Annotated in this window: 19 protein-coding genes; 9 read left to right on the top strand and 10 right to left on the bottom strand. The window is 73.1% G+C overall.

Annotation, left to right across the window (positions count from 1 at the left end; all coding sequences use genetic code 11):
* Window positions 1-116: 116 nt before the first annotated feature.
* Entirely contained in the window at window positions 117-986 is an 870-nt protein-coding gene (locus ASE68_RS15430) for a sulfurtransferase (protein ID WP_055861676.1), read from the top strand.
* A 153-nt stretch (window positions 987-1,139) separates the two neighbouring features.
* Here ASE68_RS15430 and ASE68_RS15435 read toward each other — a convergent pair whose 3' ends face one another.
* Window positions 1,140-1,976, bottom strand: coding sequence for a class I SAM-dependent methyltransferase (locus tag ASE68_RS15435; RefSeq protein WP_082462406.1), 837 nt, complete (start codon window positions 1,974-1,976; stop codon window positions 1,140-1,142).
* Between the two features lie 113 nt (window positions 1,977-2,089).
* On the opposite strand from ASE68_RS15435, the gene ASE68_RS15440 reads away from it, so the two are divergent.
* On the top strand, window positions 2,090-3,040 hold the full coding sequence (locus ASE68_RS15440) for an FKBP-type peptidyl-prolyl cis-trans isomerase (protein ID WP_055861682.1): 951 nt from the start codon (window positions 2,090-2,092) through the stop codon (window positions 3,038-3,040).
* A 214-nt stretch (window positions 3,041-3,254) separates the two neighbouring features.
* Here the strand turns inward: ASE68_RS15440 and ASE68_RS15445 are convergent, their stop codons facing one another.
* From ASE68_RS15445 to ASE68_RS15465, 5 genes are all read right to left on the bottom strand, one after another.
* The gene (locus ASE68_RS15445; protein WP_055861685.1) at window positions 3,255-3,863 is read right to left on the bottom strand and encodes an ECF transporter S component; all 609 of its coding nucleotides are present in this window, start codon (window positions 3,861-3,863) and stop codon (window positions 3,255-3,257) included.
* Window positions 3,864-3,872: 9 nt separating this feature from the next.
* Window positions 3,873-4,742, bottom strand: a complete 870-nt coding sequence (locus ASE68_RS15450) for a siderophore-interacting protein (RefSeq protein WP_055861688.1) — start codon at window positions 4,740-4,742, stop codon at window positions 3,873-3,875.
* 69 nt (window positions 4,743-4,811) lie between these two features.
* Window positions 4,812-5,804, bottom strand: coding sequence for an energy-coupling factor transporter transmembrane protein EcfT (locus ASE68_RS15455; protein WP_082462407.1), 993 nt, complete (start codon window positions 5,802-5,804; stop codon window positions 4,812-4,814).
* Window positions 5,801-7,624, bottom strand: a complete 1,824-nt coding sequence (locus ASE68_RS15460; protein WP_157421716.1) for an ABC transporter ATP-binding protein — start codon at window positions 7,622-7,624, stop codon at window positions 5,801-5,803. Before ASE68_RS15460 ends, ASE68_RS15455 begins: the two co-directional genes overlap by 4 nt.
* A gap of 221 nt (window positions 7,625-7,845) precedes the next feature.
* A complete protein-coding gene (locus ASE68_RS15465) occupies window positions 7,846-9,243 on the bottom strand; it encodes a glycosyltransferase (protein WP_157421717.1) in 1,398 nt (465 codons plus the stop codon).
* 195 nt (window positions 9,244-9,438) lie between these two features.
* Here ASE68_RS15465 and ASE68_RS15470 point away from each other — a divergent pair, with 195 nt between their 5' ends.
* A complete protein-coding gene (locus ASE68_RS15470; protein WP_055861696.1) occupies window positions 9,439-9,855 on the top strand; it encodes a hypothetical protein in 417 nt (138 codons plus the stop codon).
* 117 nt (window positions 9,856-9,972) lie between these two features.
* Here the strand turns inward: ASE68_RS15470 and ASE68_RS15475 are convergent, their stop codons facing one another.
* Complete coding sequence (locus ASE68_RS15475) at window positions 9,973-11,031, bottom strand: LLM class flavin-dependent oxidoreductase (protein WP_055861698.1); 1,059 nt, start codon at window positions 11,029-11,031, stop codon at window positions 9,973-9,975.
* Window positions 11,032-11,255: 224 nt separating this feature from the next.
* Between ASE68_RS15475 and ASE68_RS15480 the strand changes: the two genes are divergently transcribed.
* From ASE68_RS15480 to ASE68_RS15490, 3 genes are all read left to right on the top strand, one after another.
* Window positions 11,256-12,824 (top strand): FAD-binding oxidoreductase, encoded by a 1,569-nt coding sequence (locus ASE68_RS15480; protein WP_055861701.1) that lies wholly within the window; start codon window positions 11,256-11,258, stop codon window positions 12,822-12,824.
* A gap of 227 nt (window positions 12,825-13,051) precedes the next feature.
* Window positions 13,052-14,404: a DUF4407 domain-containing protein gene (locus tag ASE68_RS15485; protein ID WP_055861704.1), complete on the top strand. Its 1,353-nt coding sequence runs from the start codon at window positions 13,052-13,054 to the stop codon at window positions 14,402-14,404.
* Between the two features lie 185 nt (window positions 14,405-14,589).
* Window positions 14,590-15,768 carry a hypothetical protein gene (locus ASE68_RS15490; RefSeq protein ID WP_055861707.1) on the top strand — a complete coding sequence of 393 codons (1,179 nt, stop codon included), beginning with the start codon at window positions 14,590-14,592 and terminating at the stop codon, window positions 15,766-15,768.
* 63 nt (window positions 15,769-15,831) lie between these two features.
* On the opposite strand, the gene ASE68_RS15495 is transcribed toward ASE68_RS15490, so the two are convergent.
* Complete coding sequence (locus ASE68_RS15495; protein ID WP_055861710.1) at window positions 15,832-16,224, bottom strand: hypothetical protein; 393 nt, start codon at window positions 16,222-16,224, stop codon at window positions 15,832-15,834.
* A gap of 153 nt (window positions 16,225-16,377) precedes the next feature.
* On the opposite strand from ASE68_RS15495, the gene ASE68_RS15500 reads away from it, so the two are divergent.
* Window positions 16,378-17,379, top strand: coding sequence for an LLM class F420-dependent oxidoreductase (locus ASE68_RS15500; RefSeq protein WP_055861713.1), 1,002 nt, complete (start codon window positions 16,378-16,380; stop codon window positions 17,377-17,379).
* Between the two features lie 212 nt (window positions 17,380-17,591).
* On the top strand, window positions 17,592-18,500 hold the full coding sequence (locus tag ASE68_RS15505) for a hypothetical protein (RefSeq protein WP_055861716.1): 909 nt from the start codon (window positions 17,592-17,594) through the stop codon (window positions 18,498-18,500).
* Window positions 18,501-18,536: 36 nt separating this feature from the next.
* Here ASE68_RS15505 and ASE68_RS15510 read toward each other — a convergent pair whose 3' ends face one another.
* Entirely contained in the window at window positions 18,537-18,812 is a 276-nt protein-coding gene (locus ASE68_RS15510) for a glutaredoxin domain-containing protein (RefSeq protein ID WP_055861719.1), read from the bottom strand.
* 117 nt (window positions 18,813-18,929) lie between these two features.
* On the opposite strand from ASE68_RS15510, the gene ASE68_RS15515 reads away from it, so the two are divergent.
* A complete protein-coding gene (locus ASE68_RS15515) occupies window positions 18,930-19,358 on the top strand; it encodes a YdeI/OmpD-associated family protein (protein ID WP_055861723.1) in 429 nt (142 codons plus the stop codon).
* A 34-nt stretch (window positions 19,359-19,392) separates the two neighbouring features.
* Here ASE68_RS15515 and ASE68_RS15520 read toward each other — a convergent pair whose 3' ends face one another.
* Window positions 19,393-23,007 (bottom strand): bifunctional RecB family nuclease/DEAD/DEAH box helicase, encoded by a 3,615-nt coding sequence (locus ASE68_RS15520; RefSeq protein ID WP_055861726.1) that lies wholly within the window; start codon window positions 23,005-23,007, stop codon window positions 19,393-19,395.
* Window positions 23,008-23,059: the final 52 nt, after the last annotated feature.

The following is a 23,059-nucleotide window of genomic DNA, read 5'->3' on the forward strand; positions in this document are numbered from 1 at the left end:
TCAGTCACAGTCCGTTCGGACAGTTTACCGGGGGCTCCGGCGCCGCCGGTCCGCCGCGTCGAAAGACATGGCCCGCGAGGGATGCCGCGGGCGGCCGGATGGCGCAGGATGGACGGATGCCGATCCTCATCACCGCCGACGAACTCGCCTCACGCCTGGCCGTCGGTCGTGCCGTCGCCCCGTCCGCCGCCGCCGACGGCCGAACGGTGGTGCTCGACGTGCGGTGGACGCTCGCGACGCCCGACGGCACGGAGGCATACCTGGCCGGGCATATCCCCGGTGCCGTGTACGTCGACCTCGACGCCGAACTCGCCGACCACGACGTCGTCGGCGCCGGCCGGCATCCGCTGCCCTCCGAGGCGGCGCTCACCGCGGCGATGCGGCGATGGGGCCTGCGCGACGGCGACACGGTGGTCGTCGTCGACGACCTCGGCAACCAGTCCGCCGCCAGGGCCTGGTGGTTGCTGCGGTACGCCGGGTTCGGTGACGTGCGCCTGCTCGACGGCGCGCTCGCCGCGTGGCGGGCCGCGGGGCATCCGCTCGAGACCGGCGACGTCGTGCCTGAGCCCGGTGACGCGACCGCGCGATACGGCGGCATGCCCGTGCTCGACATCGACGCCGCCGCGGCGCTGCCCGGGCACGGGGTGCTGATCGACGTGCGCGCAGCCGAGCGCTATCGCGGCGAGATCGAGCCCGTCGACCCGCGCGCCGGCCACATCCCGGGCGCGCGTTCGGCCCCCACCGCGACCACGCTCGACGCCGACGGGCGGTTCCTCCCGGCCGAGGTTCTGCGTGCGCGCTTCGCCGACCTCGGCGTCGAGCCCGGCGTCGAGGTGGCGACGTACTGCGGATCGGGCGTCACGGGTGCGCACGCCGTCGCCGCGCTCGCGATCGCGGGCATCGACGCGTCGCTGTTCCCCGGATCGTGGAGCCAGTGGTCGAACGACGCCTCCCGGCCCGCCGCGACCGGCGGCGAGCCGGGCTAGGCGAGCCGGGCTCGGCGAGCCGGGCTCGGCGAGCCGGGCTCGGCGAGCCGGGCCAGAGTGGACGGGCCAGAGTGGACGGGCCAGAGTGGACGAGCCGGGGGGACGAGCCGGGGGGACGAGCCGGGGCTGGTGCCCGGCCGGCCCGCTGCGCGATCAGGCCGGGCGGTGCCCGACGCCGATCAGGGTCGAGACGTCGACGCGCGTGATGTCGCGCTCGGCGAGCAGCTCGTGGAACCTCGTCGCCACGGCCTCGCGCGTCTCGTCGTCGAGGTCGGCGATCAACCTGGCCCGCGACATGCCGACCACGAGCCGCCACGAGAGGTCGTGGTCGAGATCGAGGTGCCGCGGCACGAGCTCGGCGCGCGTGTGCTCGAGTCCCAGGCGCCCCAGCCACTGGGCCAGTGCGCCCGGCGTCTCGGGCAGATCGGGCCGTGACCGGTCACGGTACGCGGCGACCGCCTCGGCCCCGGCCTCGCCGCCCTCGGCCTCGACCGCATCGCAGAGCGCCTTCGTGAACTCGCGGAACGCGGGCGGCGCCCACAACGTCACGGCGAACCGACCGCCGGGCTTCGCGCGCTCGATCAGGCGCTCGGCACCGGCGTCGACGTCGCCGAGGAAGAACACGCCGAGCACGCACTGCACGAGGTCGTACCCCGTCGGCTCCCACTCGAGCACGTCGGCCGCGTGCAGCCGCAGCTGCGGCAGCGGGGCGGACTCGCGCTCCGCGCGTTCGCGGGCGAGTTCGATCATCGTCTCCGACAGGTCGACCGCATCGACCACGCCCGACGGCCCGACGAGCTCGGCGGTCGGCAGGGCCGATGCGCCGTCTCCGCAGCAGGCGTCGAGCACGAGCTCGCCGAACTGCGGCGCCGAGCGCAGCACGGTCGCCATCGAGACCGGATCCCACACCACCGAATCCAGATCCGCGAACGCCGAGGCATGCTCGACGAAATGCCGGACGGTACCCCGAACGTCAGACTGTTCCCCCATGGCCCCATTCTGGCGGGGATCGCGCCCGGATATCCGGAATTCAGGCAATCGAAAGCCCGAACGTGCAGACTGGAACCTTCCTGACGTTTCGATCGAATCGAGAAGACCCCCTCATGAATCGTGCCCTGCGCCGCATCGCGCCCGTCGCGCTCGCCACTGCGGCTGCCGCCCTGCTCCTCGCCGGCTGCGCGGGCGGCGGTGAATCCGAAGCCACGAAGACGCCCGCCGCCGCCGACTGCATGGACCTCTCCGCAGGCGAGCTGAGCGACGGCGTCAAGGTCGAGGGCGACTTCGGCGGCGTGCCGAAGGTCACCTTCGACACGCCCCTCGAAGCCGAGGAGCTCCAGCGCACCATCGTCACCGAGGGCGACGGCGAGGTCACCGCGACCGGTGACAGCGTCAACGCCGTCGTCAGCGCGTTCGCCGGGTCCTCCGGCACCCAGCTCTTCTCCCAGCCCGCCACGATCACCGCGGGCGGCGAAGGCGTCTACGAGGCCTTCCTCGCGGGCATCGACTGCGTGCCCACCGGCACCCGCACGGTCACCGTCGCCCCCGCCTCCGCGCTCTACGACGGCGAGGGCAACGAGCAGGTCGGCCTCGCCAAGGGCGAGAGCGTCGTCATCGTGGTCGACGTCAAGGAGCCGCTGAAGGCGAAGGAGTGGACCGAAGACGTGCCAGAGGTGAAGTTCGGCGCCGAGGGCGAGGCCCCCACCGTCACGCTCCCCGACACCGCACCGCCCGCCGACTACCAGATCAAGGTGCTCGAAGAGGGCGACGGGGCCGAGGTCGCGACCGGCGACACCGTCACGCTCAACTACCAGGGCACCAGCTGGGACACCGGCGAGGTCTTCGACCAGAGCTACGGCGGCGACCCCGCCCAGTTCTCGACCGACCAGGTGATCCAGGGCTTCGGCGCCGCGCTCGTCGGCCAGAAGGTCGGCACCAAGCTCATCGTCTCGATCCCGCCGGAGTACGCCTACGGCACCGACAAGGAGGCCGCGGAGCTCGGCGGCCAGACCCTCGTGTTCCTCGTCGAGATCCTCGACACGACGCCGGCCGCATAGCCGACGCACGAACGACGAACGGGCCGCAGCGAGTGATCGCTGCGGCCCGTTCCGCGTCTCCGGCCGGCTCCATGCGGACGCAGGCGAACGCGCGCTGGTCAGGCTGGAATCCGTGCACCTGTCCTGATCTGCGCGCGACGTCCTGATCCGCGTGCGATGCCCCGCGGCGCCGGCCGAGGCCGCGAGCGGGACCGGCGGGCGGATGTCTCGGGCGTCAGGCCGCAGAGGCCGGCGTCGTCGCGGCATCCGCCGGCGCACCGGCATCCGTCGCCCTGATGCGCCGCACCGGGCGCTGCAGGCCGCGCGCGACGCCCGTGCGCTCGAGGCGGCCGGCGATGAGCAGGCCGAGCCAGACGCCCGCGAGGTTCGAGAGCACCGAGAGCACGGGGTACGCGATCTGCGCCCACAGCGGGAACCGGTCGACGCCGAGGAACGGCATCGAGTAGAGCGCGTACGGGAGCGCGAACGCGGCGGCGCCGACGTAGAAGATCCACGGGCGGAACGAGCGGTAGAGCCCGATCGCGAGGGGGATCTCGACCATCGCGCCGATCATGAGGCAGGTGAGGATCGCCGACGGACCCTGCGGCGTGAGCACCGCGTTGATGAGGCCCGCGATGAGCGAGGTGAGCAGGCCGACGCCGGGCTGGCGCAGCAGCGCGAGGGCGATCACGAACGGGATGCTCCAGACGCCGGCGAACGCGGCGTAGAGCAGCGGCACGGCGGGTGCGAGCGTCGTCGAGAGCACGAACGCGGGGATGAGCACGAGGCCCGCGGCGGCGCCGATCGCGGCGCAGGTGAGCAGCAGGCGGGTGGGGGTCTTCATACGCACGGCTCAGGCTCCGATCAGCTGGGAGGTCTCGACCGCGGGTGCGCCCTTCGGCAGCCGCCAGTATCCGCAGAAGCTCACGTCGCCCTTGGCCCAGCCGCGCTCGTTCACGAGCAGACGACGGATGCCGGTGGCCAGCCCCGATTCGCCGACCGCGTAGGCATGGGTGACGACGTCGCCGGGCAGTTCGAGGCCGGCGACGGCCGAGTACGCCGCTGCGCCGGGCCGCTCGTCGTGGTCGCGCACGATCCAGTGCACGGCGACGTCGGCCGGGGTCGGGAACTTCTGCGCGTCTTCGGCGTGCGGCACCTCGACGATCGCGACGCCGCGTGCGTCGGCCGGGAGCGAGGCGCAGATGCCCGCGATCGCCGGGACGCCCGTCTCGTCGGCGACGAGGAGGAACCAGGCGGCCGTGTCGGGTGCGTCGAAGCCGTAGCCCTCGTCGAGGATGCCCACCCGGTCGCCGACCCGGCAGGTGCTCGCCCACGAGGCCGCGACGCCCTCGAGCCCGCCCGTCTCGGGGTTCTCGTGCAGCACGAAGTCGATGTCGAGTTCGGCGCCGCGGTCGGCGGTGGCGGGGCGGTACTCGCGCACGGTGTAGTTGCGCATGGTCGGCCGCACGGCCTTCGGCGTGCGCAGCAGCTGCGCGTAGCCGAGGTAGCCGTCGCGGTCGGGCAGGCGCACCTCGTCGGCGCCCTCTGGCGGAAGGAACAGGCGGAACCACTGGTCGTAGCCGCGCGGCGTGAAGCGGTCGATCTCGGCCCCGCCGACGGTGATGCGCGTGAACGACGGGCTCACGCGCCTGGTGGCGAGCACCTCGAGCTCGATCGGGGCGGTGCGCTCGGTCTTCACCTGGCGGCTATGCGTCTTGGACATCGGGGATCCTTCCGGATGGGGGAGTCTGGGTGCCTGGGGTCGCGCGGGCGGCCCGCCACTCGGTGCCGGTCACAGCCCGACCTCGGTGCGGTCGGAGGTGACGCCGCCGAGCCCGGCCTGCAGTGCCCACCAGTAGATGGCGACCGAGACCGCCCAGAACGCGATGACGAACACGGTGTCGCGCACGCGCCACCGGCTGATCGTGCGCTCGGTGCGGGTCGGGTGGGCGCCGAAGGCCCGCGCGTCCATCGCGAGGGCGACGCGCTCGGCATGGCGGATCGCGCTCGCGAGCAGCGGGATGGCCGTGCCGATCGTGCGGCGGACGGCCGCGATCGGCCCGCGACCGGCATCCGTTCCGCGCACGCGATGCGCGGCCCGGATCACCTCGAGCTCGTGCCCGAAGCGCGGCACGAACCGCAGCGCGGCGAGGGCGGTGTAGCCGATGCGGTAGGGCACGCGCAGGTTCTGCACGAGCGCGCGCACGAGCTCGGGGCCGCTCGTCGTGAGGCCCGCGATGAGCGAGAGCATGAGCAGCGCGGCGATGCGCAGGGCGGTGGCGAGCCCCGTGAGGTAGGCGGCGAGCGTGAACTGCCAGTCGCCGATCTCGAAGATGACGACGGATGCCGCCGCGCCGCCGCCCGAGATGCGCTCGGGGTCGACCCAGAGCCCGAAGCTGAGCCCGAGCACCGCGATCGCGACGGGGACGCCGAGCAGCAGCACCGCCAGCGCGCGGCCCGAGAGCCGTGCGCCGACCACGAGCAGCGCGAGCGCGAGCACGATGAACGCGGTCGGAATGGCGAGGCCGCGCGTGAAGATCAGCGCGAGCATCACGGGCAGCGGCGCGGCGAACTTCGCGAGCGGGTTGAGGTGGTGCAGGAAGCGGATGCCGGGCGCGGGCGCCTGCTCCGCGTAGGGGTCGTGCGGGCGCGTGCTCGCGTGGGCGGCCGTCGCCGCGGCGTCGGCTGCGGGTCGGGTGGCCCCAGCGGTCGCGGAGGCGGTGGGCGCCACGGACGGCGCGGACGGCGCGGCGTCGGGCGTCAGGTCGGGCGTGACGGCGCTCATGCGGCGGCCTGCCTGGCGACGGGCAGCTGCGACATCCGAGTCACCGCATGCCATTCGGGGTGCGACGCGAGGCCGCGGGTCGCGCGGGCGAGGGGCGGATGCCGCAGTCCGGCCGCCTCGATCAGCGGGCCGGCGAGCACCTCGGCCGTCGTGCCGACGCCGAGCAGGCGTCCGTCGCGCATGACGGCGACGTGGGTGGCGTGGTCGGCGACGAGCTGCAGGTCGTGGGTGACGACGAGCACGGTGGTGCCCTCGGCGTTCAGGCCGCTGAGGATGTCGAGCAGCTCGGAGGCGCGGGCGCGGTCCTGCCCGAACGTCGGCTCGTCGAGTGCGAGCACAGGGGCGCCGGCGACGAGTGCCGTGCCGACCGAGAGGCGGCGCTTCTGCCCACCCGAGAGGAGGAACGGATGCCGGTCGCGGTGCTCGGTCAGGTCGAAGCGGGTGAGCATGCGGTCGACCTCGACGCGCCGGGCCTCGTCGTCGACGCCCTGCAGCCGCAGTCCGAGCTCGAGTTCCTCGGCGACCGTGTGCGCGACGAACTGGTGCTCCGGGTTCTGGAACACGAAGCCGATCTGCCGAGCGCGGGCGCGGGCGTCGGCCCGCGAGGGGTCGAGGCCGAGCACGTCGACGCTGCCCTTCGGCGAGGGGATCACGCCCGCGATCGCCTGCAGCAGCGTGGTCTTGCCCGCGCCGTTCGTGCCGACGATCGCGAGGAAGTCGCCGGATGCCACGTCGAGGTCGACCCCGTCGACGACGACGGGCCCGCGGCGGCCGCCGCGCCGCACCGAGCAGTCGCGCACGCGGATGGCAGGCCGCCTCGCCGCCACTGGCTCCGCTCGCGGGGACGCGTGGTGCTGCCTCGCGTCGACGGAGGTCGCCACGGGCGTCCCCGCGACGGAGGGAACCGCCGCTGCGCGGGGTTTCGCGTGCACGTCGGCGCTCGCGAGGAGCGGGGTGGGCAGCACGTCGACGGCGTCGAGCGCCGCGGCGAGCTCGGACGGGCTCAACGGCAGCGGATCGAGCACGACGCCCGCGTCGCGCAGGCGCATCGCCGCGAGCGTCGACACCGGCAGCCAGACGCCGAGCTCGAGCAGTTGCTCGGCCCGGTTCTGCAGCACCTCGCGCGCGGGCCCGTCGATCACGAGCCGGCCGGCGGCGTCGAGCACGATCACCCGGTCGACGATGTCGACGGCGGCGTCGAGGTTGTGCTCGACGAGCACGATGGCGTGGTCGCGCTCGCTCGCGAGGTCGCGGAGCACGGCGTAGACCTCGTCGATGCCGGCGGGGTCGAGGTTCGCGGTCGGCTCGTCGAGCACGAGCACCGGTGCGGCGAGCGCGAGGGCGCACGCGACCGCGAGGCGCTGGCGCCCGCCGCCGGAGAGCACGTCGGGATTGTCGGCTCGGCGCTCCCAGAGGCCGACGAGCTTCAGCGCACGCTCGGCGCGTTCGAGCACCTCGGCGGCCGGCACGAGCTGGTTCTCGGGGCCGAAGCAGACCTCGTCGAGCAGGGTGCCGGTGACCACCTGCGCGTCGGGGTCCTGGAACACCATCGCGACGTGCTCGCTGAGCTCGGCCACGGTGTGCTCGGCGCTGTCGAGCCCGGCGACGCGCACCGTGCCCGCGAGCGTGGCCGGCACGGCGTGCGGGATGAGCCCGTCGAGTGCGAGGGCGAGCGTCGACTTGCCGCACCCCGACGGTCCGAGCAGCAGCACGACCTCGCCGGCACGCACCTCGAACGAGACCTCGCCGGGCGTCGCCCGCTCGGACCCGTCGTGGCGGATGCTCACGGCGTCGAGGCTGATGAGGGGAGCGGCGGTCACGTGGGTCCCGGGGATCGGCCGGAGCGGCGGGGGTCCGGTGCGGCGGTGGGTGGGCTCGCCGAGCGATCGGCTTAGGACAGCCTAACCTTTGGTGGCGGATGCCGCGACAACCGCCGGTCGAGGAGCGCAGCGTCTCGAGACCAGCGCGTTCGGACGTGGGCGCTGGTCTCGATACGGCGCAGGCGCCTACTCGACCGGCGGAGGCTGCTCGACCCGCGAGACTACTCGGCCGGCGCAGCCGCCGGCATCCGCGACTCGTGTGCGAGCACGGCCGCCTCGAGCTCGCCCTCGATGAGGCCGAAGGTGTCGTACCCCGCGATCGCGTCGGCGAGCTCCTGAGCACGATCGGTGAACGAGGCGTCGGCGAGCACTCGATCGACCCCGTCGCGCACCGCCTCGGCGGTCGGGGTGCCGGTGCGCAGGTTCACGCCGACGCCCGACCACTCGACGCGCATCGAGACCTCCGGCTTGTCCTCGGTGTCGCCCGCGGCGACGATCGGCACGCCGTGGCTCAGGGCGAACTGGGTTCCGCCGTAGCCGGCATTCGTGATGAAGACGTCGGTCTTCGTCATGAGCAGGTCGTAGGGCAGGAACTCCGCGGCCCGCGCGTTGGCGGGCAGCTCGCCGAGCTCGGCGACGGGGCGTCCGCCCGTCGAGACGACCACGAGCACGTCGCGGTCGGCGAGCCCTGCGAGGGTCGGCCCGATCAGGCGGTCGAGGTCCTTGTTGTCGATCGTGCCCTGGGTGACGTGCACTACCGCGCGGGAGCCGTCGAGCTCCGCCCACCACTCCGGCAGCGGTCCGGTGGCTGGGGCGGGCGGCAGCACCGTGCCCACGAAGCGCACGGTCGGCGTCAGGTCGCGCCGCGGCGGCTCGAAGCCCGACGGGCCGAGCTGCAGGAACCGCTCGTGCACCCGCGACAGGTCGAGCACGAACGACGGCAGGCTCGGGCGTCCGAGCGAGTGCATCAGCTCGTTCGCGAGGCGTTGCGTCGCCCGGAACGCGATGCGCTGCACGAGCACGTTCAGCAGGCGGTTGCGCACGCGGCCGAGCACGCCCGGCCTGGGCAGGAGCCCGAGGCCGTACGGCGCGACATCCGCGCTGGACTGGCTGAAGGGGAGCACGCCGACGGCGAGCACCGGCGGATGCGTCACGACGCCCCGACGCCCGTCGAGCAGCAGCGGCAGCACTCCCGCGAACGCGGCCTCCACGAGGATCGCGTCGGGGGCGCACTCCTCGATCGCCGACTCGACGGCCGCGAACTGGTCGGGCACGGTCCTGATGAAGATGGTCTGCACGTCGTACTGCAGCTTGGCGATGCCGCGGTACCGGTCGCGGTCCGGCAGGTGGTCCTGCATCTCGCGATCGTCGTAGTCGGCGATGCCGCCGAGCGAGCGGTGGGCGGCGCCGGTGGCCTCGACGGCGTCGCGGAACCGCGAGCCGGTCAGCACGGTCACGGTGTGGCCGCGCTCCACGAGGTCGCGGGCGATGGCGATGATCGGGGCGACATGGCCCTGGATGGGATTGGAGCAGAGCAGGTAGTTCGACATGTGGTTCTCTTCGACGGATGCGGCGAGCCGAGCGGATGCGCCCGGCGCATGCCGGTGAACACCCGGCACGAGGGGCGACGCTAGCGAGGCGACGACCGCCCCCACCAGCGATTCGGGCCGATCTCGGTGCTGGCACCGCGCCGAATCAGGGCGGGCACCGAGAGAACCGGCTTCCCGGGCGTCGATCCCCGGGAATGCCGGGTTCACCGGCGGTGTTGTATCAATGTCCGGGTGCGGAAGACCCCGCGCCGGAGGGAGGACAACGTGGGAATCAGTTACGTCGAGTTCGAAGACGAAGCCGGGGTCCTGCGTCGCTACCGCAAGCACGTGAACGGCCGGGGCCTCGTCTCGACGACGGCGAAGGTCGACCAGAGCGCCTTCGTCGACCCGACGGCGTACGTCGACCCCGGAGCCGAGGTGCAGCGCGGAGCGCGCATCGAGCACGGTGGGTGGGTCGAAGCAGGGGCGATCGTCGCCGAGCGCGCGGTCGTGGGCGTGAACGCCCGCATCGGCCAGCGCGCCGTCGTCGGCCGCAGTGCCGTCGTCGGCCCCTTCGCCCAGGTCGGCAAGGAGGCGCGCGTGCAGAACGCCGCCCGCGTTCCGCGCGAGTACGTGGTCGATGCCGGCGCCGAGTACACCGCCTCGGGCGACGACCTGCGGCGCCTCGGCCTCGCGGCCTAGGCCTAGGCCAGGGCCAGAACGAACCGGAGGACGGGTTCCAGTGGTGGGCACGCGCCCATGACCGCCGGAACCCGTCCTTTCGCGTGCCGGCGGCGCAGTCGCGCCGCCTGAGCGTGCTTACTCGACCGGCGGCAGCAGTTCGCCGGCCAGCAGCGAGAGGGTCTGCTCACGGCCGGGTGCGGCATCCGTCGCCTCGGTCGCGTACGAGCCGGCGATGGGCGAGACCATGATCTCGTCGATGCCGTGGCGGGTCGCGAGGGTGCGCAGCTCGGATGCCGCGGCCGCCGCGTCGCCGATGATCCAGCGTCGTTCCATGCCGGCGATGAGCTCCTCGACCATGCTGTCGACGGGAGCCGACTGCGCCTCCTCGACCGTCTCGAGCTCGCGCATCGGACGGTTCGTGCGCAGACGGGCCATGGCGCGCAGCTGCGGCAGGGCGCGGGCGCGGGCCTCGTCGTACGTGGGGGCGACCGACGCGTTCGCCGTGAGGAACGTCTGCGGGGTCGGATGCGCCTCGCTCGGCTGGTACTCGGTGCGGTACAGCTCGAGCGCGCGCTCGAGGCCCTCGCCCGAGAAGTGGTTCGCGAACACGTAGGGCAGGCCGAGCTCGGCGGCCAGCTTGGCCGAGTAGTCGCTCGAGCCGAGCAGCCACACGAGCGGCACGCCCGCCGCCGCCGGCGTCGCCGTGATCGCGTACTCGCGCCCGCTCGTGAGGCGCAGCGTCGCTCCGTCGGGCGAGACGAGGCCCAGGATGTCGGTGACGTGGTCGGGGAACCGGTCGACGTCGGCCGTCGGCCCCGAGATGCGCAGCAGCTGCGTGATGACGGGGTCGCTGCCCGGCGCGCGGCCGAGCCCGAGGTCGATGCGGCCCGGCGCGATGGCCTCGAGGGCCGCGAACTGCTCGGCCACGACGAACGGCGCGTGGTTCGGCAGCATGACGCCGCCCGAGCCGACGCGGATGCGCTCGGTCTGCGCGACCGTCGCCGCGATGAGCACCGGCGGCGTGGTCGAGGCGACCGAGCGCATGTTGTGGTGCTCGGCGAACCAGTAGCGGGTGTACCCGAGCCGGTCGGCGAGCTTCGCCAGGCCGACGGATGCCGCGACGGCCCCCGCGCTGGTCTGGCCGCTGCGGACGGGAACGAGATCGAGCACGGACAGGCGCAGTGTTTCGGACATCGACAAGGCCAACCGCCGGGACGCGTCGGGTATTCCGGATGCCGCGGCATCCGATCTTCGCGGGATAACCCTGAGGAGCTCGCAGGGGTGCCACTGGCGCGCGGCGCCGCGGCAGATCGTTCACTGGTTCCTGCGTTCGTGCGTGCCGATGGGAAGTCCCGCGGCCGTCCGCCTCACCGAGTGGGGCCAGGGCCCGCGGCGCATCCCATCGAAAGGAACCACCAGTGAACACCCCTCTGTCCGGCGCCGCCTCGAGCGCCGCCGTCCCCGCGGAGTCCGTATCGTCCATTGTCGACTCCCCGATCGCGTCAACCGCACCTGCTGCACCTGCCGCGCCGGTCGCGCCGGTCGCGCCGGTCGCACCGGTCGCACCGGTCGTCGACCTCGCGTCGGCACGCGTCCGCCACGAGCTCGGCGTGCTCGCCTCGCGCCTCGACGGGCGCCTGAGCGTCCCGGGCGACCCTGGTTGGGACGCCGACCGCGCCGCCTGGAACCTCGCGGTCGACCAGCGCCCCGCCGCGGTCGTCGTGGCCGCCAGCACCGCGGATGCGGTCGAGACCGTTCGCGCCGCCGCGGCCGCCGGCCTCGGGGTCGCCGCCCAGTCCACCGGCCACAACGCGAGCCCGCTCGCCGCGCAGGCCGACTTCGACCGGGTCGTGCTGCTGCGCATGCACGAACTGCGCGGGGTCGAGATCGACGCCGAGGCGCTCGTCGCCCGCATCGAGCCCGGCGCCCAGTGGGGCGACGTGGTCGCTGCCGCTGCGCCGCACGGCCTCGCCGCGCTCGCCGGATCGTCGCACGACGTCGGCGTCATGGGCTACACGCTCGGCGGCGGCGTCAGCTGGCTCGCCCGCTCGCACGGCCTCGCGGCCAACCAGGTGCTCGCGGCCGAGATCGTGACCGCCGACGGCCGCCTGCGCCGCATCGACCCCGAGCACGACGCCGACCTGTTCTGGGCGATCCGCGGCGGCGGCGGCGACTTCGGCGTCGTCACCGCGCTCGAGTTCCGCCTCTTCCCGATCGCCGAGGTCGTGGCGGGCATGATGCTCTGGCCACTGGATGCCGCACCCGACGCGCTGCAGGCCTGGGCCGCATGGACCGGCGGGCTGCCCGACAGCGTCACCTCGACGGCTCGCGTCATGCGCCTGCCCGCCCTTCCGGAGCTGCCGCCGTTCCTGTCGGGTCGGTCGCTGCTCCTCGTCGAGGCCGTCTGCCAGGAGACGCCCGAGCGCGCCGACGAGCTGCTCGCCCCGCTGCGCGCCCTCTCGCCCGAGATGGACACCGTGCACCCGCAGCCCGTCGCGGAACTGCTGCAGCTGCACATGGACCCGCCGGAGCCCTCGCCCGGATTCGGCGACGGCATGATGCTCTCGGAGCTCTCGCCCGCGACCGTGCGCGCGTTCCTCGAGGCCGTCGGCCCCGGTGCCGACACCGCCCTGCTCGTGGCCGAGCTCCGTCACCTCGGCGGCGCGCTCGACCCCGACGCGGCCCTGGCACTCGCGGACGATCGCGGCGTGCCGGCCCCCGGCGCCATCGCGGGCTTCGAGGCGCAGTACCTCGTGTTCGCCGGCGGCATCCCGATGCCCGGCATCGGCGACGCGCTCGTGGCCTCGCTCGGGCGCCTGTTCTCGCGCATCGAGCCGTGGCGCGCCCCGGTCGAGTACCTGAACTTCGCCGAGCACGCCCGATCGGCCGAGCAGCTCTTCGGCGAGCGGGTGCACCGCCTGCGCGCGGTCAAGCTCGCCGTCGACGCCGAGGGGGTCATCCGCTCGAACCACCCGGTTCGGCGCTGACCCCGGCGACGCCTCCGGCTCGTCACCCTCCTTCACCTTTTCAGGACCACGTCGGCCATCCCTGCGATATGCAGCCATGACCGGTGTGGTCCTGAATTGGTTCCGGGGGCACCGCGCTCAGGGTCGATTCGGGGGATTCCCCCAGTGACGTCGATCGCACCTCGGAGTAACGTGTCGAGCCGGATGCGGGCCGGGGTGGACCGATCCCGAACGGATCGGGGGGACCGATGAGCCGGCTCGGCGACAGACTTGCGACCTTCGGCGGGGCGAGGCCCGACGCGCTCGAGCTCGCGCCCGGGCAACGCCAGAGGTACCTCGCGATGGGGCTCGTGCTCATCGCCACCGCGGCGGTCTCGGCCGCCGCGGCCTCGTTCGCGCTCGCGATGGCGCTGAAGACGCCGACGTGGGTCGCCGTCGTCGTCGGCATCTGCTGGGGACTCGTGATCCTCGCCATCGACCGGATGCTCGTCGTCGGCATGCCGAGGCAGCCCCGTGCACCGGCGAACCTGCTGCTCGCGATCCCCCGCGTGGCGCTCGCCCTCGTGATCGGCGTCGTCGTCGCCACCCCGCTCACGCTGCAGGTGTTCGAGCGCGAGATCGCCGCCGAGACTGAGGTCATGGTGCTCGAGGCCAAGCAGGCGTTCGAGGAGGAGCTGGCCGCGGACCCCCGTTACGACGAGATCCCGGCCCTCACCGAGAGCGTCGCCGCGCAGCGGGCGCTCATCGCCGACGGCGGGCGGGCCGAGCTCGCGGCCGACGCCGACTACGTCGCCGCTCAGGCCGCGACCGCCGCCGCGCAGGCGGCCTACGACGAGGCGAATCGCGTCTGGCTCTCCGAGCTCGACGGCACCGAGGGCACGGGCATCGTCGGCGACGGCCCCATCACGCAGTCGAAGAAGCTCGACCGCGACGGCAAGCTCGCGGCCCTCGACGCCGCGAAGGCCGCGGAGGCCGAGGCGAAGGCCCAGGCCGAGGCGCGCATCGAGGCGGGCTCGGTCGAGGCCGTCGCCCAGGCCGAGCAGACGCTCGCCGCCGACAGCGCCGAACTCGAGCGGCTCACGGCGGCCCGCGACCTCGAGGCCGCCCGCTACGACGCGGCGGCCGACCAGAGCACCGGCATGCTCGCCAGGCTCGACGCGCTGTGGCGCATCGGCGAGCGCAACGGTATGCTCGGGTTCGCCCACCTCATGATCGCCCTGCTGTTCGTCTGCATCGAGCTCATGCCCGTGCTCACGAAGACGCTGCAGAACCTCATGGCGCCCACGGCCTACGACGAGGTCGCGCAGATCACCGACGAGACGATCGTGGCAGCCGAGCGCGAACGGGCCGCCGAGCGGCTCCGCAGCGCGCGCGACGAGTCGGCGCCGAGACTCGACGTCGCCGAGTACCGTGCCGGACTCCGCCGCGAATCGGGCCGTCGGGTCGCCGATGCCTTCGTCGCAAAGCAGGAGGAGGCCGAACTCGCCGCCGTCGACGAGTGGGCCGAGCAGCGGGCGCCGTTCATCGCGGCGCGCGCAGTGCGCGAGTGGGAGCAGGATGCCGACGGCGCTCCCGCCGTCACGGCACCGAACCGGGGCTGAACTCCCCGCCTCCCGTGCACCTTTTCAGGACCACAGCGGTCAGACGTGCAATATGCAGCCATGACCGCTGTGGTCCTGAAAAGGTGCGGAGCGTTCCTCGCTTGGGGGTGTCGCATGGCAGCCCCGCTTCATAGGCTGGGGGTCTGCGACGTCGTCGTCGCACGATTCCACGGGGGAGGAAACGAATGACGGTTCATCACGAGCTGCCCACCGGCGCCGATTTCGCGACGCTGGCAGGTCCGCATCATCCGGCCATCACGATCTACGCTGCGACCTCACCGGTGGTGAACGAGCGCGAACGCGCCGAAGTCTCGGTCAAGAGCGCGTTCGATCACGCGATCGACCAGGTCAAGCAGGGCGGGGCCTCGACGGCCGACCTCGACGCCCTCCGCCGCGAGCGCGACGGCGTGCTGGGCGACTTCGGCCTCTGGGGTGCCCTGTCGCGCTCGCTCGCCATCTTCGTCGCACCGGGCTTCACCGAGGTCTTCGTGCTGCCGAACCGCCTCGACGACGCCTGGCATGTCGGGTCGCACTTCACGCTCGGCCAGTTGCTGCGCGCACCCAGCCAGGACCAGGAGGCGTACGCGCTCACCCTCTCGTCGAACGAGTGGGCCCTCTGGCATGCGACGCCCACGGCACGTGCGACGCACCTCGAGACCGACCCGTCGCATCCGGCCAACCTCGACGCGGCGACCAACCGCGAACCCGGAGAGAACAGCCCGCGCGGCGGACAGCACGGTGACCGCGGCGAGGTCGGCGACGAGCGCGGCAAGAAGCTGCTCGACATCTACGCCAAGCGCATCGCCGACGCCACCAAGCACGAGCTGGCCGCCCTCGACCCCGATGGGCGTGTCCCGCTCTTCGTCTTCGCCGCGGAGCCGCTGCTGAGTGCGTTCCTCGACCGGTCGCGCAACGGCCGCCGCATCGTCGGCGTCCCCGGCTCGCCCGACCGCATCACCGCCGCCGAGATCGACGCGGCCCTGCGCGAGCAGCTGGCCCGGCTCAACATCGACGAGGCCTCGCAGGCACTCGGAACCCTCGCCGAGGGCGCCGCGGGGCGTGTCGAACGCGACCTCGCCGCGATCGCGAGGCTCGCGGCCGACGGCGCGGTCGAGATCCTCTGGTTCGACTTCACCACCTCGGTCAACGGCACGCTCGACCGCGAGACGGGCGCCGTGGAGTTCGCGGTCGCGAACGGCGACGGCGACGCACTCGTCGACGGCACCCCGGCCGGCGACCTGCTGCCGCAACTGGCGCTGCTGGTGATCGCCAAGGGCGGCCGCGTCGTCACCGTGCGCGGTGAGGACCTCGGCGAGGGGTGGACCGGCCCGGTCGTGGCCGAGCTGCGGTTCGCGCTCGCCTGAGCGCGACGGCGGGCTGCCTCGGGCGGCCCGCCCGGCCGGCGGCCGGTTCTGTACGGGGCCGGCCTACGACGCGGTGACGGATGCCGCGGCGGACCGCCGTGCGGCACCCGCCCCGTTCCGTGCGTTCAGCCCGTCGAACTCGACCACCGGGATCGAGAACGGCTCGCGCCACGAGAAGCGCACGACGACCTCGGTCGCGCGCTCGTCCTCGATGATCGCCTCGACGCTCGTGTCGACGAGCACGCGGGCGCTGCCGTGCGGCGCCTGCTCGCGAAGCTCGAGCCACAGGCTCTCGGGGTGCGGGACGACGCCCTGGTTCGTCGAGACGAGGGCGAGCTCCCAGCCCGCCGACGGGCAGAGGCCGAAGCCCGAGACGCGGACGACGCGTCCGCTCGAACTCGTGAAGGCGGTGGCGCTGAAGTCGTGTGGGGAGAAGTCGCAGTGAAGATCGCTCATCCGCTGAACGCTACGCACGACGCGGGCGCGCGACATCAGGGACAGCGCTGAGACGGGCGGGCGTCGGACGCCCGAACGCCGCACGCGACATCCGACGCCCGAGCGCCGCCACCGGCATCCGCTCGGCCATCGCGGCGGCATAGGCTGGCTCGCATGCGTTTCGGAATGTTCATCCCCCAGGGCTGGCGCCACGACCTCGTCGACATCGACCCGGCCGAGCACTGGCAGACCATGCACGACCTCGCCGCGCACGCCGATGCGCCCGACTCCGGCTGGGAGTCGATCTGGGTCTACGACCACTTCCACACGGTGCCGGTGCCGAGCGAGACCGAGGCGACCCACGAGGCGTGGACCCTCATGGCGGCGTTCGCCGCGTCGACCTCGCGCGTGCGCCTCGGGCAGATGTGCACCTGCGTCGCGTACCGCAACCCCGCCTACCTCGCGAAGATCGCCGCGACCGTCGACCTCATCTCGGGCGGACGAACCGAGATGGGCATCGGCGCCGGCTGGTACGAGCACGAGTGGCTCGCGTACGGCTACGGGTTCCCCGACGCACCCGCCCGGCTGCGAGCGCTCCGCGAGGGCGTCGAGGTCATGCACCAGGCCTGGACCACCGGCCGGGCGACCCTCGACGGCGAGTTCTGGCAGATCGACGACGCCATCGTGCAGCCCAAGCCCCTGCAGCAGGGCGGCATCCCGATGTGGATCGCCGGCGGCGGCGAGAAGGTCACGCTGAAGATCGCGGCGAAGTACGCGAGCTACACGAACTTCAACGGCGGCGCCGAGGTCTTCAGCCAGAAGAGCGAGATCCTGCGCGGCCACGCCGAGACGCTCGGCCGCGATTTCGACTCGATCGTGCGCAGCTCGAACTTCAACACGGTCGTCGGCACCGATGCCGCGGACGTCGAGCGCCGCCTCGCCGTCATCGAGGCTCGCGTCGCGCCGTACCTCGGCCAGGCCGGCACCGAACGGTACCTGCAGGGCATGCACTCCGACGAGTCGCTCGTCGGCACCGTGAGCGAGGTCGTCGCCAAGCTCGAGCAGCGCCGCGACCTGGGTCTGGGCTACGCGATCCACTACATGCCCGAGCTCGCGTACGACCGCAGCGGGCTCGAGCTGTTCGAGGCCGAGGTCATCCCGGCGCTGGCCGACTAGGGTTCGGCCCGCGGGGCGGGAGGAGCTCGCGCGCACGGGCGGAAGGTACGGCGTTCGGCGTCCTCCGCAGCGTGCGTTCTCCTCCCGCGGGTCGAGTGCGGGGTCGAGTGCGGGGTCGAGTGCGGAGTTGTGCGCCGGCCGTCGGCAGCGGCCGAGGCTGGCGCCCCGCCTCCCCTGCATGATGCACTGGAGCTCTGGGGAGGGAGCTTCCGATGCGATGGCAGCCGGATGTCGCGCGCGGCGCGTGGATCGCGGAGCGGCTCGACGCCGGCGCCCTCACGGCGTCGATGCACTCCGTCGTGCCGCGAGGGTTCGCCGCCTACGCGCGCATCTTCCATCCGCTCGAGGGGCAGCGGCCCATCGGGATGACGTGGCAGGAGCTGCGCCGCGACCCCGAGCACTGGCCGCGCGGGTGGGAGCAGCGGTCGACGACCTGGCGGTCGCTCGCCCGCGAACTCGGCGTGACGTGGCATCCGCTCGTGCAGTGGGAGTCGATCGTGCGCGCGAGCGGCGAGGACGGCAGATGGAACGGCGTTCCCGGGCTCGACGGCTGGCGCTACGGCGATCCGATGACGGGGTCGCCCGGAACGCCGGCGTTCGCGACGATCGCACGCGTGCTCGAACGCCATACCGCGACCCCGGATGCCGGACAGGCGGCCGTCTGGGAGGGGCACGGAGGCCTCTTCTCGAACGACGGCGTCTCGGTGCTCAGGTGGTTCGCCGACGACGAGGTGGAGTCCGAGCGCGACTCCGACGCCGAGCCCTCCGCGGCGCCGCCCCTCGGGCCCGAGGTCGACGCCGGGCCGCGCCTGGAGCTTCCGGCGCGGTCGCATGTGCTGTTCGACGCCGGAGTCGGCGAGCTGACCGACGACTCGTGGCCGGAGCGCGCGCCATGGACGCGTGATGCGGGGCCGTGGTCGGTCACGCCGAGCCTCGTCTGGCCCGACGACCGCGCGTGGGTGCTCGTCGGCGAGGTCGACTACGACTCGACGATCGTCGCGGGCAACGCCGAGCTCGTGGCCCAGCTGCTCGACACGCCTGGGCTCGAGGTCGAGGAGATCCCCGAGGGCGCCGACCTCAGCTCGACGGGCGACGCGCTGAACGGCCCGCGCGGCGGGTAGGCCTGCGCCCGCGCCGCCGCGCGAGCCACGTGCGGGCTACGCGGCGATGGCCTCGTCGAGCTTCTCGGCCAGCTCGGCGTCGGTCGGCTCGGTGAAGTGCGTGCCGTCGGGGAACACGACCACGGGGATCCGCGTGCGGCCCGAGATCGCCTTCGCGCGGTCGGCGCCGTCGAGCTCGACCTCGAGGTCGACGTAGTCGTAGTCGACGCCGCGGCCGTCGAGCAGCGCCTTCGAGCGACGGCAGTCGATGCACCACTCGGCGCCGTACATCGTGATGCGGGCAGGGTTCAGGTCAGAAGAGGGGGAGGTCATACAGAGAACCTACGTTCCGCGGCTGAGTGGTATTCCCAGCATGAATGGCCCCAGCATGGAACGACGGATGCCGCAACGGGGGTGCGGCGGACACGCGGGCGGTGACAGACTCGCCGCATGCGATTCGAGTCGACGATGTTCCAGACCGGAAACAACACCGGCATCGAGGTGCCCGAGCACGTGATCGAGGAGCTCGGCGCCGGACGCAAGCCCCCCGTCGTCGTCACGGTCAACGGCTACGAGTACCGCAGCACGGTCGCCGTGATGGGCGGGCGCTACCTGATCGCGTTCAGCGCCGACAAGCGTGCGGCGACCGGCATCGAGGGCGGCGACGCGATCGTGGTCGACCTCGAGGTCGACACGGCTCCGCGCACGGTCGAGGTGCCGTCGGACCTGGGCGCGGCGCTCGCGACGGCCGGTCTTCGCGACGCGTTCGATGCGCTGTCGCCGAGCGCGCGCAAGGCGCACGTGACGAGCGTCGAATCGGCCAAGGCCCCCGAGACCCGGCAGCGCCGCGTCGATGCCGTCATCGCCAAGCTCGGCTGACGCGGTTCGCGCGGCTGACGGGCCGGCCCGCCACTCAGGCCACCGGCCTCAGCTCGCCGCCGGTCGCTGCGGTGCGACGTTCGACGCCCGTCCGGTCGGCGCCTACGAGCCGCACGAACGCGCTGAGCTGCGCGACGCCCGCGGGCGTGTACGGCAGCGCGTCGAGCAGGCCGGGGGAGTAGAGCAGGTACGCCGCCCACTTCGCGCGTGAGATGGCCACGTTGAGCCGGTTCTTCAGCAGCAGGAACTCCACGCCGCGCGGCGCGGAGGTCGCGCTCGACGCGGCGAGCGAGACGATCGCGACCGCGGCCTCCTGACCCTGGAACTTGTCGACCGTGCCGACGGGAACGTCGGGGAACCCGGCGTCGTCGATGGCCTGCCGCACGAGGGTGAGCTGGGCGTTGTAGGGGGTGACCACGATGAGGTCGCGCTGTTCGAGCGGGCGGCCGCGCGCGGCATCGGGATCGGTCGGATCGACCCAGGTGCGCCCGAGCAGCGCTTCGACGTGCGCGACGACGGCGTCGGCCTCTTCGGCGGAGGCGACGGTGTTGCCCTCGTGCGCGACCGGCACGGGGGTGAGCCCGGGGTGCACGCCGTCGAGCGAGCGGGTCGACGCGACCTCGTGCGAGTGCAGCTCGCCCTCGTACGAGAGGCGCGATACGGGGGCGGCGACCGCGGGGTGCATGCGACGGCTCTCGGCGAGGAAGAAGCCGAACTCGGCCGGCAGCACGTCGTGGCCGTCGGCGATCCAGCCGAGGGCCGAGGTGTCGACCGGCTCGAGGTGGATGCCCTGGCTCACCTGCGGCAGCTGCTGGGGGTCGCCGAGCAGCAGCAGGTTCCGGGCGGAGACCGCCGCGGCGATCGTCGAGGCGAGCGAGAACTGGCCTGCCTCGTCGATGACGAGCAGGTCGAGCGACGCGCGGGGCACGCGCTCGTCGTTGGCGAAGTCCCAGGCGGTGCCGCCGATCACGAACCCGGTGCGGGCGTGCGCCTCGGCGAACTGGGCGAGCCCGTTGCGCTTCTTGTCGAGCCGTGTGTAGGCGTGATCGGCGGTGTCGCCGTCTTTCGGGGCCTTGCCCACGAGGTCGGGCGCGAGCCCGGCGCGGATCGTGGCGTCGAGCACGTTCTCGACTACGGCGTGCGACTGGGCGACGACGCCGACCTTCCACCCGTGCCGGGCGACGAGCGCGGCGATGACGTGCGAGGCGACGTAGGTCTTGCCCGTGCCGGGAGGGCCCTGCACGGCGAGGTAGGAGTCGTCGAGCTGCTGCAGGCCCGCGGTGACGGCGGCGACGTAGTCGTGGTGGGCCGCGAGGCTCGCGCTCGCGGCGAGGCCGAGGCCGTCGCGCGTGCGGGGAGCTGTTCGCCGAAGGAGATCGACGGCGGGGCTCTTCGGCCAGCGCGGCCAGGTGCGGAGGAGCTGCTCGGCCCAGCCGGCGATGGCGCCCTTCTGGCGGCCGGCGGCGGGCGGCGGCCCGGGCACGACGGCCATCGGCAGCCCCGACCAGGTCTCGCCGTCGACGGCGAACTCCTCGACGACCACGCCGTCGTCGAGCACCTCGACGACCCTCACCCCACGTGCCGTGCGGGCGCCGGGCCGCTGGGGCCGCCCTCCGCTGAACGGCGCGGGCGAGGCGTAGAGCACGTTGACCTCGCCGCCCACCGAGAACCGCGAACCGGGGGCGATGCGCCCGAGCAGCCGCACATGGCGTCGCTCGGCCCGCTTGCCCTCTTCGACGAACCAGGGCTCGACCACGGCGGATGCCGCGGGGTCGACGACGAGTACGTCGCGGTGCTCCTCCCATGCCTCGAGCGGCTGCTCGAGACGGAAGTAGTGCGCCCACCAGAAGCTCTTGGCCTCGCGGTCGTGGTAGTCGATCGCGGCGGCCGCGAGCGCGAGCGCCGTGTGGTCGGCGTCGCGCGAGGGGTCGTCGCGCGGACCGGCGAGCTGCTGCAGGTGCAGGGCGATCGGCGACGGCTCGGCGACCTTGCCCTCGGCCTTCAACGCCTCGATCAGCTCGGACTCGGGCACCGACGGCACGCCGGCCTCGCGGGCGAGCGCGAGCAGCCAGTCGCGGAGCCGCAGCGTGGACACGCAGTCGTAGCGGTTGTAGTCGGCGAGGTCGTCGAGCACGTGCTGCGCGGCCTCCTCGCCCGACAGCCCGGTGACCGGGTCGAGGCCGCCGTTCGCGAGCAGGTCGCGAGCCCGCACGTACTCGAGGATCGAGTCGCCGCCGGACTTCACCTCGGCCTCGCGCAGCTCGTCGCCCATGTAGAGCGGCTCGAGCTTCTTGATCGAGTACGAGCGGCTGCCGACGCGCACCGCCCGCTTCACGATGGGGTAGAGGTCGACGAACACCCCGTCGCGCAGCAGCCGGTCGACCTCGACCTCGCGCACGCCGTGGCGTGCGGCGATCGAGAGCAGGTGCGCTTTCTCGTAGTTGGCGTAGTGGTAGATGTGCAGGTTCGGATGCGCGGCGCGGCGGGCGGCCACGAGGTCGAGGAACCGCTCGAGCGCGACCTTCTCCTCTGCGAAGCTGTGCGCCCAGAGCGGGGTGAACGCCTCGTCGACGTCGACCATGCCGAACAGGTAGTCGATGCCCCAGTCGCGCGCCGGACCCTCGGTGTAGAGCGGGTCGCCCTCGAAGTCGAAGAAGAGGTCGCCCGCGTCGGGCTCGGGGATCGCCGCGAGCGCCGACGGGTCGCGCACGTCGACCGGGGGCGGCAGCGGCGGGTCGTCGGGGGAGCGGGTGCCCGCGGCGTCTGCTGCGCTGAGCGCCGCCTCGGCCTCGAGCTGCAGCCGCGCCTGCACCCGCAGGTTCGCGAGGGTCGCGTCGAGCACGCCGGCAACGGGGGCGTCGGATGCCGCGAGCGCGTCGATCGTCGTGATGCCGGCCTCGGCGAGGGCGCCGCGCTGCGTCACGCGGAGCCCGGCGACCAGCAGCACGTCGCGGTGCGCCTGCACCTCGAGGTCGCAGGTGGCGCAGCGGCCGTCGAGGCCGTAGCGGGGATCGCCCCACGCCACCGGGGCGGTGTCGGCGAGGCGCTCGGCGATGACGCGCTCGAGCCGGTCGCGGCGCAGCCGGTAGACGGGCGCGATGTCGTCGAGGCGGTGCGTGCTCGTGGTGCCGTCGCCGAGCAGCAGCTCGACGGTGTCGGCCCGTGGCACGCCGATGCGGTCGAGCTGCTCGGCGTAGGCGGCGAGCTGCAGCAGCGCCGTGACCTTCGCGCGGCGGGCGAGCTTGCTGTCCTGCACGAGGTAGCGGCCGTCGGGCTGCCGGACGATGAAGTCGGCGAACCCGATGAAGCCGTCGTCGGCGAACGTCGCCTGGAACACGACCCGTGCGCCCGCGGCGAACGCGGCGTTCGTCGCCTCGACCGCCGCGGCGACGGCGGCGGCGTCGCGCACCGACGACCGCTCGATCTCGACGACGCCGGTGCCGAACTGTTCGCGGTAGCGCTCGAGCACGCGCAGTTCGTGCGCGTCGCCCATGCGCCCCGATCGCTCGAGCATGGCGTCTTCGGGATCGGGCACGGCCTCGATGCGGCCGAGCTTGGCGTCGAGTGCGCGCAGGAACGCGAACTCGCATTCGGACGCCTTCTTGAGGTCGCTCGCGCTCGTGACCACCGTGCCTTCGACCAGGTACATCGGGCCCCCTTCGCGTGATGCCGTGCCTCAACGGTAGCCGCGGCATCCGACA

The sequence above is a fragment of the Agromyces sp. Leaf222 genome, from assembly GCF_001421565.1.
Lineage (GTDB): Bacteria > Actinomycetota > Actinomycetes > Actinomycetales > Microbacteriaceae > Agromyces.

Excerpts from the sequence above, each read along its gene's own strand:
- ASE68_RS15435 (WP_082462406.1), bottom strand. The coding sequence starts at position 1,976 with ATGGGGGAACAGTCTGACGTTCGGGGTACCGTCCGGCATTTCGTCGAG.
- ASE68_RS15440 (WP_055861682.1), top strand. The coding sequence starts at position 2,090 with ATGAATCGTGCCCTGCGCCGCATCGCGCCCGTCGCGCTCGCCACTGCG.
- ASE68_RS15455 (WP_082462407.1), bottom strand. The coding sequence starts at position 5,804 with ATGAGCGCCGTCACGCCCGACCTGACGCCCGACGCCGCGCCGTCCGCG.
- ASE68_RS15495 (WP_055861710.1), bottom strand. The coding sequence starts at position 16,224 with ATGAGCGATCTTCACTGCGACTTCTCCCCACACGACTTCAGCGCCACC.
- ASE68_RS15520 (WP_055861726.1), bottom strand. The coding sequence starts at position 23,007 with ATGTACCTGGTCGAAGGCACGGTGGTCACGAGCGCGAGCGACCTCAAG.
- ASE68_RS15485 (WP_055861704.1), top strand. The coding sequence starts at position 13,052 with ATGAGCCGGCTCGGCGACAGACTTGCGACCTTCGGCGGGGCGAGGCCC.
- ASE68_RS15510 (WP_055861719.1), bottom strand. The coding sequence starts at position 18,812 with ATGACCTCCCCCTCTTCTGACCTGAACCCTGCCCGCATCACGATGTAC.
- ASE68_RS15445 (WP_055861685.1), bottom strand. The coding sequence starts at position 3,863 with ATGAAGACCCCCACCCGCCTGCTGCTCACCTGCGCCGCGATCGGCGCC.
- ASE68_RS15490 (WP_055861707.1), top strand. The coding sequence starts at position 14,590 with ATGACGGTTCATCACGAGCTGCCCACCGGCGCCGATTTCGCGACGCTG.
- ASE68_RS15500 (WP_055861713.1), top strand. The coding sequence starts at position 16,378 with ATGCGTTTCGGAATGTTCATCCCCCAGGGCTGGCGCCACGACCTCGTC.
- ASE68_RS15475 (WP_055861698.1), bottom strand. The coding sequence starts at position 11,031 with ATGTCCGAAACACTGCGCCTGTCCGTGCTCGATCTCGTTCCCGTCCGC.
- ASE68_RS15430 (WP_055861676.1), top strand. The coding sequence starts at position 117 with ATGCCGATCCTCATCACCGCCGACGAACTCGCCTCACGCCTGGCCGTC.
- ASE68_RS15515 (WP_055861723.1), top strand. The coding sequence starts at position 18,930 with ATGCGATTCGAGTCGACGATGTTCCAGACCGGAAACAACACCGGCATC.
- ASE68_RS15505 (WP_055861716.1), top strand. The coding sequence starts at position 17,592 with ATGCGATGGCAGCCGGATGTCGCGCGCGGCGCGTGGATCGCGGAGCGG.
- ASE68_RS15450 (WP_055861688.1), bottom strand. The coding sequence starts at position 4,742 with ATGTCCAAGACGCATAGCCGCCAGGTGAAGACCGAGCGCACCGCCCCG.